Genomic DNA, 13,458 nt, shown 5'->3' with positions numbered 1-13,458 from the left:
TTCGAAATCGGGCAGCGGCGCGAAGTGATAAAGCGCCGCGATCACAACGTCGGACATCGCTCTCGGAACAACGGGCGGGGCGCCATATTGTACGTGCCGCACCCGCCCGAGTGTCCCGACGCGCCGAGACGGACATGTTCGGCATGCCGGTCAACGTGAGCCTTCGCTGGCACGGCGGGCTGACCGTCTCCTGGCCGCCCCGGCCTGATAGGCTGGCCGCTGGTCGATCCGTGGAGGACAAGGCATGTCCGACGTCGCAGCAATCATCGCCGCCCACGAGGCCGCCGGCTATCGATTCAGCGCCGCAGGCACCGGAAGCTTCGTCCGCGACGAGGGACAGGGCGAGGCCGTGGTCTGCCTGCATGGCGTACCGGTGTCGGGCTTTCTCTATCGACGCGTGGTTCCGGAGCTGGCGGAGCGGGGAATGCGAGGCATCGCCTTCGACTTTCCCGGGCTGGGTCTGGCCGATCGCCCGGTGGATTTCGACTACAGCTGGACCGGGCTGGGGCACTTTGCCTGCAAGGCCGTGGACGCACTGGAACTGGATCGCTTTCATCTCGTGGTGCACGACATCGGTGGACCGGTGGGGTTCGAACTGGCGCACGCCATGCCCGATCGCGTGCAGTCGCTGACGATTCTCAACACGCTCATCGACGTGGCGACGTTCCGCAAGCCCTGGGTCATGCGCCCCTTCGGCTGGACCAGTCTGGGCGAGGTGTGGCTCGCGGGCATGACCCGGCCGGTGTTCCGCCGCCTCATGGCCATGCAGGGCATTGCCGACATGGGGCAGGTGGCGCCAACCGAGATCGACGCCCATCTGGCGCTGCTCAAGCGGCAGGATCGCGGCGCCGCGTTTTTGCGGATCATGCGTGGATTCGAGCCCACCCCGGCCAAGCAGGCGATCTACCGAGCGGTTGTCGCCAACACGGAACGGCCGGTCCAGATCCTGTGGGGTGCGCATGATCCCGCCCTGAAGCTGGCGCGCTACGGCGCCCAGGCAAGAGCCGCGGCACCGGCCGACACGCCGCTTATCGAACTGCCAGGCAAGCATTTTCTGCAAGAGGACTGCGCGCCGGCTATCGCAGAACGAGTCGCGATGCTGGCCGGCAACAACGCCTCGGCAACCGACAAACGGGGGTGAACATCCCCCGCCGTTAACGCGCAACACACGTTCCTGGGCCGATAATCCCGTGAAGGAGACATGACTTTTACGTCAGGCGCGAGCCTGACGCAGTTCGTCGAGAACGCAAGGAGGTTTACGTGCGTGCCCAACCCGGCTTCGGCGATGGGTTGTCGCGCCCCCGGCCGGGCTTGTTCCCGCGGTTCAATGATTGCAAGGCGCCTCGATGACCACTCAGGGGCCGCCCAGACAACACCGCCTGCATTCCGCCCGGGCGCGGCTTCGCACCGCCCAGAAATACACCCTGCTCGCATTCTGCGTGCTCTGCGGCGTGCAGTCGCTCGTTGTCTTCAAACTGTTGGCAGACGACCTCGAGGACGCCGCGCAGGTCCAGGCGAACATGCTTGCGGCGGTTGCGGCGCATGCCGTCGCCGACCATGACGCGGGTGCGGTGCGAGCGCATCTGAAGAACCTGCCGCACCAGTTGTCCACCATCGCCGCCGAGGTTCGCTCGGATGCGCACACGCTGGCGGCATTCGGACCTCCGATCACGGAATCCGGCGCGAAACGCCGCTGGACGACACTGACGGTGACGAGTCCGATTCAGCGAGATGCCACCGTGATCGGCACAGCCGTGGTCCAGGTCAGCATTCAGGCCGTCTGGCTGCGACTGGCGATCTTCGCCGGCCTCACCGCCCTGGTCTGTCTGGTCGCGCTGGCGACGGTGAGCGTCTTCGCCGGCCGGCTCGCCCACGCGATCGACGCTGCCAGCCAGCAACTGCGCCAACTCGCCAAGATCGACCCGCTGACCGGACTGCCCAACCGCCGCGCGTTCAACGACCTGCTCCAGGCACTGACGCGCGAGGACGACCAGCGGACGCTGGTCGCGGTGATCGACATCGACAATTTCAAGGACATCAACGACGGTCTCGGACACGGTGTTGGCGACCACCTGCTGAAACAGCTGGGAGAACGCTTCACCCGGGAAACCGCGCTGGGAGCGGAGGTCCGGATCTTCCGCCTCGGCGGTGACGAGTTCGGCCTGATTGCCACGCTGTCCGCACGCGCCGGATCGGGCGAACACCTGCTGCAGGATGTGCAACGCGTGCTGGCCACGCCGATCCGCATCGGCGGTCGGCGTTTCCAGCTCGCCGTCAGTATCGGCGCCTGCGTGACACCGGATGACGGCCGCGATCCCGATGAGCTGTTTCGCAAGGCCGATACGGCCATGTACGAGATCAAGCGCAACGGCAAGAACTCCTACTGCCTCTACAACCCCGGCCTCGAGCGGGAGCACCAGGAGCGTTACGAACTGATCCGCGATCTGCGGGAAGCCATCACCCGCGGAGAGCTTTCGGTCGCCTATCAGCCGATCGTGAACCTGCGCTCCGGACAGATCGACGGCGCGGAAGCCCTGCTGCGCTGGCGACACCCCGGCCGCGGATGGGTTTCGCCCGGCGTGTTCATCCCGCTGGCCGAGGAAGCAGGGCTGATCCAGTCGATCGGGCACTGGGTGCTGATGGAGGTTTGTCGCCAGATCACCGACTGGACCGATCACGGCGAACCGCCTCTGACGGTCTCGGTCAATCTGTCGGTCAAGCACCTGCTGGAGCCCGATTTCGTGCGCCAGTTACAAAAAGCACTGACCGAAACCGGCGTACCTCCGAGCCAGCTGAAACTCGAGATCACCGAAAGCGTGCTCGGCGAGTCCTTCGACGCGGTCGCGGCACGGCTGTCCCATATCCGCACCATGGGCGTACGACTGTCGGTGGACGACTTCGGCACGGGCTACTCGTCGCTGGCCTACCTGCCGGCATTCCCGGTGCAGGAGGTCAAGATCGACAAGAGCTTCGTGTCGCGACTGCCCGGCGACGGCGCACCCATCGTCGACGCCATCATGCGCCTGGCCGAGAGCTTCGGATTGCAGGTGGTGGCCGAAGGCGTCGAAACCCGCACCCACCTCGACTGGATACGGGAGGCGGGCTGCGCCCGTGCGCAGGGCTTCCTGTTCTCGCCCGCCGTGCCACCCAACGAATTCGTCGCGTTTCGCAACCGGTTTCGCATGGCGGCGTTTCTCCCCTCCGAACCCGCGCTGCGGGCGGTCTCCAGCCCACGGGACCAGCAGGGCTGACGCGCGCCCCGATGCGCGGTGGCAAGTGTGAGATCATGCGCTCTCGATGTCGGGGAAGCACATGGCAAAGGGACCCAAGCCGGGGAACAAGGGGACCTCATCGCCTCCCATTGTCGCGATTGGAGCGTCCGCGGGCGGACTGAGCGCCTACGAAGAGTTCTTCAAGACCGCACCGAGCCGGATGGGCATGGCTTTCGTGCTGATCCCGCATCTGGACCCGCATCGTCACAGCCTGATGGTCGAGCTGGTGGGCAAGTACACGGCGATGCCGGTCACCCAGGCCACGGACGGCATGACGGTTGCCCCCGATCATGTCTATGTGATCCCGCCGAACCGGTATCTGTCCATCTCCGACGGTGTCCTGCACCTGCACCAGCCGCAGGAACAGCGCGGCGCGCGCATGGCCATCGATTTCTCGTTCCGGTCGCTGGCGGAAAGCGAGCGCGAACGCGCGATCTGCGTGCTGTTCTCCGGTACCGGAACCGATGGCACACAGGGGCTGAAGGCAATCAAGGGCAATGGCGGCATGGCCATGGTGCAGGAACCCAAGAGTGCCCAGCACGACGGCATGCTGGTCTCCGCGATCCGCACGGGCGTTGTCGATTTCGTGTTGCCGCCGGCCGCGATGCCGGAGGTGCTGCGCCAGTACATCCAGCATCAGTACATTCGCGCGGCGGACACGGAATCGTCCGCACAGTCGCCGGATGACCAGATCGAAGCCGTGCTATCAGTGGTCCGGGCACGCACCAAGCACGACTTCCGCAAGTACAAGCGCGGCACGGTCGCCCGCCGAATCCAGCGGCGCATGGGACTGCGGCAGCTGCACCGGATAAGCGACTACATCACGCTGCTCAAACGTGATCCGAACGAGGTCACGCAGCTGTTCGACGATCTGCTGATCGGCGTGACCCAGTTCTTCCGCGAGCCCGAGTACTTCGAGGCACTGGAAAAGGAGGTGATCGAACGTCTGCTCGCCAAGCCGGACGACCAGCCGATTCGCGTCTGGGTCCCCGGCTGCTCCACGGGCGAGGAGGCCTACAGCATCGCCATCGCGATCACCGATGGCGCGTCGAAGGTGGGTCGACCGCTGAACCTACAGATCTTCGCCACGGACATCGACGAGCGCGCGCTGGCGACCGGACGCACCGCGGTTTATCCGGAAAGTATCGCCGGCGACGTGTCCGAGGGACGGCTTCGACGCTACTTCACCGGCGAGGATCACAGCTATCGCGTCAGCAAGCACGTGCGCGAAACCGTCGTCTTCGCCCGGCAGGACCTGATCAACGACCCACCGTTTTCACGCCTGGACCTGATCTCCTGCCGAAATCTGCTGATTTATCTCGACACCGACCTGCAACAACGGGTGCTGTCGCTGTTCAGCTTCGCGCTGAACGACGAAGGTTTTCTCTTTCTCGGCGGTTCGGAAACCATCGGCAGGGCGGAGAAGCTGTTCCGCGCCGTGGACAAGCGGGCGCGGATTTTCCAGCGCGTGCAGGGTGCCACGCTGTTCGAACGCTCCAGCTTTCAGACCATGCGACACCAGGTGCCGCAGGAGCCTGCGGACCCGGAGCTCCAGCCCGCCGAATCCCCGTTGGGAACCGACATGCTGGCGCCCTATGTCCAGGGCCTGCTGCTGGAGCGCTACGTCCCGGCCTCGGTCGTGGTCACGGAGCACTTCGAGGTGGTCCAGATCTTCGGCGCCACGGGAGACTACCTACAACTGCCGAACGGGCCGCCAAGCAATGACCTGCTGACGCTGGCCCGCCGAGGCCTGCGCGTGAAGCTGCGACAAATCGTCCGGCAGGCGCTGTCCGAGCGACAGCCGATCACCGTTAGCGGCCGTATCCAGGACGGGCCGGTCAAGCGCACGCGAATCACCGCCAGTCCGCTGGAGCACCCTCGGATCGAGGAGCGGCTGTGCCTGATCAGCTTCTCCCCGGAAGACAGCCTCGACACGAGCGACGACGCCGCCACCGGACTGAACCTGGAGGATGACAGCGCCATCGCCCAGCTGGAAAACGAGCTGAAGTCCACGCGCGAAGACTTGCAGGGCACGATCGAGGAGCTGGAAACCGCGAACGAGGAGCTCAAGACCTCGAATGAAGAGGCGATGAGCATGAACGAGGAGTTGCAGTCCTCGAACGAGGCACTGGAAACCTCCAAGGAAGAACTGCAATCGCTCAACGAAGAGCTGTCCACGGTCAACAGCGAGTTGCAGGACAAGCTCGACGAACTGGAGAAGACCAACAACGACCTGGGCAACCTGCTGGCCAGCACCGATTTCGCCACGCTGTTCCTGGACCCGGTGGGCCGGATCAGACGGTTCACGCCGTCCGCCACGCGACTGTTCAATCTGATCCAGACCGATGTCGGCCGCCCGATCGACGACATCGCCAACCGACTGCGGGTTGCCGCGCCGCTGCTTCCGGACATCGAAACCGTCGCCCGCGACGAGCAGCCGATCGAGGACGAGGTTCAGGACATCGACGGCGCCTGGTATATCCGCCGGGTGATGCCTTATCGCACCGCCGTCAACCGCGTCACCGGCGTAGTCGTCACCTACTCGGAGGTTACCGCGCTGAAGAATGCGGAGGCCGGTCTTCGGCGCAGCGAGGCCCGTTATCGCGCGCTATACGACGACAACCCGACGATGTTCTTCACGCTCAACGCCAAACTGGAGATCGAGTCGGTCAACGCCTATGGCGCAGAGCAACTCGGCACCACGGCCGATGAACTGCAGGGCGCTGATTTCGCCGCGCTGAGCGGGAGCCCCGCACGCACGCGCAGCCTGCTGCTAAGCGTTCTCGATTCCGGTGACGGCATCGAACGCTGGGATGCGCGCCTGTCCGGTCGCAACGGCAAGATACTGTGGGTACGCAGCATCGCCCGCGCCGTCACGGTCGACGACGAACCCACGCTGTACGTGCTGTGCCAGGACCTGACCTCGGAAAAGCATCTGTCCGACCAGCTGGAGTTCCACGCCACCCACGATGCGCTCACCGGCCTGCTCAACCGTCGCGAGTTCGAGGCGGTGCTGCGGCGTATTCTGCGGAATCATCGGCCCGGAACCGCCGCGCACGTGCTGGCGCAGGTGGATTTGTCCAATTTCAAGCTGATCAACGACTCCGCCGGACACGATGTCGGGGACGCGGTGCTGCGACAGTTCGGAACGCTGCTGCGCCAGCACACTCGTGGCCGCGATGTCGTCGCACGGCTGGGCGGTGACGAGTTCGGCATCCTGATGGAATATTGCCCGGTGGACGAGGCCAGGCGGGTCACCGACGGCATCCTGCGCACGCTGAAGGACCAGCCCATCGAGGTCGACGAACACAGTTTCACGCTGGAGTGCTACATCGGCATCGTCGGCATCGACGACCATGACGTGGAGGCCGAGGAGGTACTCCGCCGCGCGGACGTCGCCAGCTATGTCGCACGTAGCGAAGGCCCGGGCTCGGCGCGGGTCTTCGACGAAGCCGACACCAGCGATGCCCGTCGGCGAACCGAAATGCACTGGGCGAAGCTGATCCGGGACGCCATCAGCAACAATGCCATTCGCCTTGCCTGCCAGCCCATTGTCGCCTCAGCCGAGAATCGGGTCGTCGGCCTGGAAATGCTGCTGCGTGTCGATACCCCGAAAGGGGAACCGCCCGTCGACACCGGCGCACTGATCGCCGCCGCCGAACTCTATGGCCTGGCGCCCGATGTCGATGTCCACGTCACGCGCACCGCGCTGGCGCAGCTCGAAACCAATCTCAGCCGCATTGCCGACCTGGAGTTCGTGTCCATCAACCTGTCCGGGCAGACACTGGGACGCAGCGACTTCGCCGACAAGGTGCTGGAAATGATCGGCCAGAGCCGCGTACCAGCCAACAAGCTCTGCTTCGAGATCACCGAGACGGCGACCATCTCCAACCTGGAACGGGCCAGCCAGTTCGTGCGGCAATTGCGCAGCCACGGCTGCCGCGTGGCGATCGACGATTTCGGTAGCGGCCTGGCGTCGTTCCACTACCTGAAGTCGCTGCCCTGCGACCTGGTCAAGATCGACGGCAGCTTCGTCCGCGACATGTTGATGGACCAGGCCAGCCGGGACCTGGTGGCGGCGATCGACGGCATCGCCAAGTTGCTGGGTGTGCGCACGGTGGCCGAATACGTCGAGACGCAAGCCATCGATCAGGAAGTGCAGCGCATCGGCGTGGACTATCGGCAGGGGTTGCTGTTTCCCGCCGCGACCGATCTCTCCTCGGCGCTGGATCAGCTCGAGGCATCCAGCCACTCCCTGCAAACCGACAGGTAGTCGCGAACGCGCTTGCGAGCCTCGCTGAGAAACTGGCGGGTCGCGCCCGGGGAACGGCCCAGCAGTTCACCGATCTCCGGTGCCGTGAACTGCTCGACGCTGGCCCACAGCAAGGCCTGCGCGCCGGCCGGGTCCGTGGCCGAATAGGCGGCGAACTGCCGGCGTACGCAGTCGTCGAGATGCACGCCCCGAGCGGTCGGATCCTCGCCGGGCTCGGTCCCGTCCCAGTCACCCGCGGCCACGGCCACGGCTGCCGGAGTGGTCTTCCGACGCCAGTCCAGCCACTGGGACTGCGCCACCGACCAGATCCAGGCTCGGGGTTGCTCGACCCGAGCGCCCCGATCCAGGGCGCGGACCAGACGGACGAAGCTGTCCTGGCAAAGCTCGTCGGCGTCGGCCGGTGAAGCCCCGCGACGGCGGAAGTAACCACGAAAACGCACGGCGTAAAGCGCGTAAAGGTCAGCGATGCCCTGACGCCGGGGCGCACCGCCGGATGCGATTCTGCGCAGGCAGTCGGCCTCGTCGGTGCTCACTGCGTCGCCCCCGCGACCCACCGGCGGACGATGGCCTGCCCCGCGGCGTCCAGGCGCGGAATCTCGCTGCCCGCGGGCAGCGCGGCGATCCAGCGTTCCCGCGCGTCGGCATCCGTCCAGCGCAGGCGCAGCGCATCATGCTGATTGTCCGCCAGCCAGTCGGCGTCGACCCCGTCCAGCGCATCCAGCGCCGCACGCAGCGCGTCGAGATCGACGGCCTCGTTCGCCGGCAGCACCACGACCGGTGGCGGCGCGGCGAATGCGCTGAGTGCTTGCGACCTCATCTTCTCCCGTTGCGCCAGCCGCAGGTCCTGCTCATGTTCCGCGAGCAACGCCTCCTCCTCCGCGGCGCCGGCGGTGGCATGCTCCTCGGAACGGCCTGCCTGCGGCGATGACAACGCCCGGACGCGGGGAGCGGGTGGAGGCGACGCGACATCGGCCGACGGCTCCGGCGAACTGGGTGTCGCCTCGACGATTTCCGCTTCCGCGGCCCGCCGGGCCGCCATCGCCGGATCAGTCTCGACATCGGGCACCGGTGCGGACGATGGCGCGGCGTCCATGTGATCGGCACGACGCAGACCCTGCTCGGGCAGCATCCACCAGCCCAAGGACACCGCGAGCATCAGCGACGCGGCCACCGCCAGCCAGCGGGGCCGGTGGCGAGTTGGTGGCGCCGCCCGCAGCAGGCCCTCGGATTCGAGGCGGTTCAGCAATCGGCGCAGCCCCAGCTCGTCCTCCCGCGGCGCATCGACGTCATGCAGCACGGCGATCAAAGACTGATCCAGGGGATCATCCACACCGCCGCGCGCGCGGCCCGCGAGCTGGTCCAGCCAGTGGTCGATGTCGTCAGCCATGACAGCGGATTATCACCGAACCTGAACGCGGGCCTGTTCCACCGCCCCTCGCTTCACGGGTTGATAGTCGCGCCCCATCCGCAGAGCCTCGGGTCCGCTCGCGAGCAAACCGGCCTGGCGCACCAGCCCGACGAACTCGTCCCGGGCCGGATCATCACTGCTTCGGGCCAGTTCCTCGGCACGGCGCAGCACAGCATCCAGCGTGGCCTGCCCCGCATGCTCGGACTGACGCAGCAACAGGCCGAATTCGGCAACCGACGCCGCCCATCGCAAGTCATCGGACGCACGCTCCAGCGCAGGTGCATCGGCGCTGACGGTCTGGCGCAGTTCGGTGCTGGCGCCACCCTCCGGTTGCTTGTAGCGCGCCTTCACCAGCATCCATTCGTCGCCGCGCCGACCGGTGCGCGTCGCTTCGCGGCTCTGGTAGCGCAACGCATCGGGTTCGGCGGTGTCGGCGCCAACCGGAACGATCTCGTACAACGCCGTCACGCGCTGACCGGCACCGACATCACCGGCGTCCTTGCGATCGTCCTTGAAATCCTCCGCCGCCAGGGCCCGGGTCTCATAGCCCAGCAGACGGTAGCTGGCCACGCGCCGCGGGTTGAACTCCACCTGCAGCTTCACGTCCTTGGCCACGGTGACCAGCGTGCCCTGCAGCTTCTCCACCAGCACGCGCCGCGCCTCCAGGTCGGTGTCGATGTAGTAGTAGTTGCCGTCGCCGTGGTCGGCCAGGCGGTGCATCCGTCCGTCCTGGTAGTTGCCAGTGCCGAAGCCCAGCACGGTGAGGTAGATGCCCTGATCGCGCCGCTGCTCGATGAGCCGCACCAGCTCGCCCTGACTGGACGCACCGACGTTGAAATCACCGTCGGTGGCCAGGATCACCCGGTTGTTCGCATCCTCGTCGAACTGCTCGCGGGCGATCCGGTAAGCCAGATCGATGCCCTGCGCACCCGCCGTGGAACCGCCGGCCTGGAGATTGCCGATCGCCTGGTACAGCGCCGACTTGCGGTCGCCGCGCGTGGCCGGCAGCGCGAGACCCGCCTGACCGGCGTAGGTGACGATGGCGACGGAATCGTCCTCGTCCAGTTGCTCGACGAGCTGGCGGAACGCGCGTTGCAGCATCGGCAGCTTGTCGGCCGCCTGCATCGACCCCGAGGTATCAATCAGGAACACCAGCCGGTTCGGCCGGTCGCGCAGGGCTTCGGGCGCCTGCGCGGCCACTTGGACCATCGCCAGCAGATGACCATCCGCCCATGGTGCGTGGCTCAGTTCGGTGCGCATGCGAATCGGGTGGCGCCCATCCACCGGCAACTCGCTGTAGTCGAAATAGTTGACGAGTTCCTCGATGCGTACGGCGTCGACCGGAGGCCTGCGACCGGCGTTCAGCAAGCGGCGGAGGTTGGTGTACGACGCCGTGTCCACATCCAGACCGAAGGTGGACAGCGGCGTGACCCGAGGATCGTGGAACCGGTTCTCGCTGATCGCCTCATAGCCCTCGCGGTTGAACGGAACGGCCGGTGGCATGGGCGTCGGCACCATCATCCGCGCCATGCTGTCCTGCGCCGAAAGCGCATAGCTGCTCGAGGCCTGCTTGCCGCGGGCGAGCTGGCCAGCGGCGCGGACCGCCTCCTCGCGAACCTCGGGCGCCGCCGGGGGCTCGGGGCGAGTGGCGACGGTCGCCATATCGGTGTCGGCGTCATGTTCGACCGTTGTGCGGCGGTCCGTACCGCCCGCGCAGGCCGCCAGCCCAACCGCGACCGCCGTGCCCATCATCAAAATGCCTGCGACCCGCTGCTTCATCGTGAATCTCCTGTTTCGCTGTTCTCGGAAAGCACTGCTTGCTTCACACCCGGATAGACGCAGCGGGGATGGAAAGTGTCAGGGTCGGCGCCGGTCGCGCTGCGCAAGCGCGCAGACCGGCAGCGGCCCGCTGGCGCTCAAGGCGCCGCCAATCGGCGCCGGGAGCCACAATCGCCCGGCAAAAACGCCGTCAGATCAAGCGCTTCCGATCAATTTATAAAAACAATCAGACCCATAAAAACGATTGTCTTGCCCTATTGCTCTGAGGTTTGTAGCGTTCGACTCCCCCAACGGAACACCCAACGCAACAAGGAGAGAGGAATGTCCCTGATCAACACGACGGTCCAGCCGTTCAAGGCCACCGCATTCCAGGCAGGCGAATTCGTCGAAGTCAGCGAAGAAACGTTCAAGGGCCAGTGGTCCGCCATCGTTTTCTACCCGGCCGACTTCACCTTCGTCTGTCCGACGGAGCTGGAAGACCTGGCTGACCTGTACGACCAGTTCAAGGCGATCGGCGTCGAAATCTATGGCGTGTCCTGCGACACCCATTTCGCGCACAAGGCCTGGCACGACACCTCAGACGCCATCGGCAAGGTGAAGTACCCGCTGATCGGCGATCCCACCGGCCAGCTGGCCCGTGCGTTCCAGGTCATGATCGAAGAAGAAGGCATCGCCCTGCGCGGCACCTTCCTGATCAACCCGGAAGGCGAGATCAAGCTCTGCGAAATCCACGACAACGGCATCGGCCGTAACGCCGAAGAGCTGCTCCGCAAGGTCAAGGCCGCCCAGTACGTGGCCGCCCACCCCGGCGAAGTCTGCCCGGCCAAGTGGAAGGAAGGCGAAAAGACGCTGACCCCGTCCCTGGACCTGGTCGGCAAGATCTAAACGGCGCCGCCGAAGATCGATCGGCAGGTCGGCTCCGGCCGACCTGCCACCCGAATTCGCGGCTGGCTGTTGCGACAGCCGGCCAGACCGACGGACGGAAGCGCGCGTAACGCCGCTGCTTCCCGAATGAGAGGAACGACGAGATGTTGGATGATCAGTTGAGAGCACAGCTCAAGCAGTATCTCGAGCGACTGTCGCGGTCGGTCGAAATCACTGCCTACACCGACGATGGCGACCGCTCCAAGGAGATGCTGAGTTTCCTGGGTGAGCTGAAGAGCGCCTCGGACAAGATCACCGTCAGCAGCGGAACCGACAGCGACAAGCGCATTCCCAGCTTCGCGATCGGCACGCCGGACGCCGAAATCCACGTGGAGTTTGCGGGCATTCCGCTGGGTCACGAGTTCACGTCGCTGGTGCTGGCATTGCTGCAGGTTGGTGGCGTCACGCCGAAGCTGAGCGAGGACACCATCGCGCAGATCAAGGCCATCGACGGCACGCACAAGTTCGAGACGTTCTTCTCGCTGTCCTGCCAGAACTGCCCGGACGTGGTCCAGGCGCTGAACGTCATGGCGGTGCTCAACCCGAACATCGAGCACGTGGCGATCGATGGCGCGTTCTTCCAGGAGGAGGTCGAGACGCGTCAGGTGATGTCCGTGCCGGCCGTGTTCCTCAACGGCGAGCACTTCGCCTCCGGCCGGATGACGGTCGACGAACTGCTGGCCAAGATGGACACCGGCGCGGTCGAACGCGAGGCCGAGAAGATCAAGCAGAAGGATCCCTTCGACATGCTGATCGTTGGCGGCGGACCCGCCGGCGCCGCGGCGGCCATCTACTCCGCGCGCAAGGGCATTCGCACCGGCGTCGTGGCCGAGCGCTTCGGCGGTCAGGTCATGGACACCATGGACATCGAGAACTTCATCTCCGTGCCCAAGACCGAAGGCCCGAAGATGGGCGCCGCGCTGGAGCAGCACGTCATGGAATACGACGTGGACGTGATGAAGCTGCAAAAGGCCAGCAAGCTGGTCGAGGGCGACGAGTTCCTGGAAGTGCATCTGGAATCCGGTGCCGCGCTGAAGGCCAAGAGCCTGGTCATCGCCACCGGCGCTCGCTGGCGCCAGATGGGCGTGCCCGGCGAGGAGGACTACCGCAACAAGGGTGTGGCCTACTGCCCGCACTGCGACGGTCCGCTGTTCAAGGGCAAGCGCGTCGCGGTCATCGGTGGCGGCAACTCCGGTGTCGAGGCCGCCATCGACCTGGCCGGCATCGTCGCCCATGTGACGCTGCTGGAGTTCGACAGCAAGCTGCGCGCCGACGCCGTGCTGCAACGCAAGCTGCTGAGCCTGCCGAACGTGGACGTGCTGACCTCCGCGCAGACCACCGAGGTGTTCGGCGATGGCCAGCGGGTCCAGGGCCTGAAGTACAAGGACCGGAACACCGACGAGATCCACACGGTGGAACTGGAAGGCGTGTTCGTGCAGATCGGCCTGCTGCCCAACAGTGAATGGCTCAAGGGCACGCTGGACCTCACCGACCGCGGCGAGATCATCATCGACGACCGTGCGCAGACCTCGATGCGCGGCGTGTTCGCGGCCGGTGACGTCACGACGACGCCGTACAAGCAGATCATCATCGCAATGGGTGGCGGCTCCACCGCCGCGCTCAGCGCGTTCGACCATCTGATGCGCAGTTCAGCCCCTGACGACGCGCAACAGCAGGCGGCGTAACCCCATCGGTCACGTCACCTGACAGACCCGGAGCCGCGTGGCCCGCCCGCTCCGGATCGAAACCGCCCGCCCGTGCATCCATTCCTCTCGTGCACGGTGCGGGCTTTTTTGTGCGAC

General features: G+C 65.8%; 8 protein-coding genes. 5 read left to right on the top strand and 3 right to left on the bottom strand.

Features of this window, described 5'->3' with window-relative positions; translation table 11 throughout:
• The first annotated feature begins 244 nt into the window (after positions 1–244).
• The 3 genes from ABNS06_RS12145 to ABNS06_RS12135 all read left to right on the top strand — a co-directional run bounded on the left by ABNS06_RS12145 (position 245) and on the right by ABNS06_RS12135 (position 7,545).
• The gene (locus tag ABNS06_RS12145) at positions 245–1,141 is read left to right on the top strand and encodes an alpha/beta fold hydrolase (protein WP_348674864.1); all 897 of its coding nucleotides are present in this window, start codon (positions 245–247) and stop codon (positions 1,139–1,141) included.
• A gap of 205 nt (positions 1,142–1,346) precedes the next feature.
• On the top strand, positions 1,347–3,251 hold the full coding sequence (locus ABNS06_RS12140; protein WP_348674863.1) for an EAL domain-containing protein: 1,905 nt from the start codon (positions 1,347–1,349) through the stop codon (positions 3,249–3,251).
• A 61-nt stretch (positions 3,252–3,312) separates the two neighbouring features.
• Positions 3,313–7,545 (top strand): EAL domain-containing protein, encoded by a 4,233-nt coding sequence (locus ABNS06_RS12135; RefSeq protein WP_348674862.1) that lies wholly within the window; start codon positions 3,313–3,315, stop codon positions 7,543–7,545.
• Here ABNS06_RS12135 and ABNS06_RS12130 read toward each other — a convergent pair.
• From ABNS06_RS12130 to ABNS06_RS12120, 3 genes are read right to left on the bottom strand one after another with little or no spacing between them, the layout of a single operon-like run.
• Positions 7,503–8,078, bottom strand: coding sequence for an RNA polymerase sigma factor (locus tag ABNS06_RS12130; protein ID WP_348674861.1), 576 nt, complete (start codon positions 8,076–8,078; stop codon positions 7,503–7,505). The genes ABNS06_RS12135 and ABNS06_RS12130 overlap by 43 nt on opposite strands.
• The gene (locus ABNS06_RS12125) at positions 8,075–8,932 is read right to left on the bottom strand and encodes a hypothetical protein (RefSeq protein WP_348674860.1); all 858 of its coding nucleotides are present in this window, start codon (positions 8,930–8,932) and stop codon (positions 8,075–8,077) included. The genes ABNS06_RS12130 and ABNS06_RS12125 overlap by 4 nt, the downstream gene beginning before the upstream one ends.
• Positions 8,933–8,944: 12 nt before the next feature.
• Entirely contained in the window at positions 8,945–10,732 is a 1,788-nt protein-coding gene (locus tag ABNS06_RS12120) for a VWA domain-containing protein (protein ID WP_348674859.1), read from the bottom strand.
• Between the two features lie 321 nt (positions 10,733–11,053).
• Here ABNS06_RS12120 and ahpC point away from each other — a divergent pair, with 321 nt between their 5' ends.
• Positions 11,054–11,617: an alkyl hydroperoxide reductase subunit C gene (gene ahpC, locus ABNS06_RS12115; protein WP_348674858.1), complete on the top strand. Its 564-nt coding sequence runs from the start codon at positions 11,054–11,056 to the stop codon at positions 11,615–11,617.
• Between the two features lie 143 nt (positions 11,618–11,760).
• A complete protein-coding gene (gene ahpF, locus ABNS06_RS12110; protein WP_348674857.1) occupies positions 11,761–13,341 on the top strand; it encodes an alkyl hydroperoxide reductase subunit F in 1,581 nt (526 codons plus the stop codon).
• The last annotated feature ends 117 nt before the right edge of the window (positions 13,342–13,458 follow it).

It is taken from the genome of uncultured Abyssibacter sp. (assembly GCF_964000955.1).
In the GTDB taxonomy this organism is placed as follows: domain Bacteria; phylum Pseudomonadota; class Gammaproteobacteria; order Nevskiales; family OUC007; genus Abyssibacter.
This window is presented reverse-complemented; position numbering and strand designations above follow the sequence as displayed.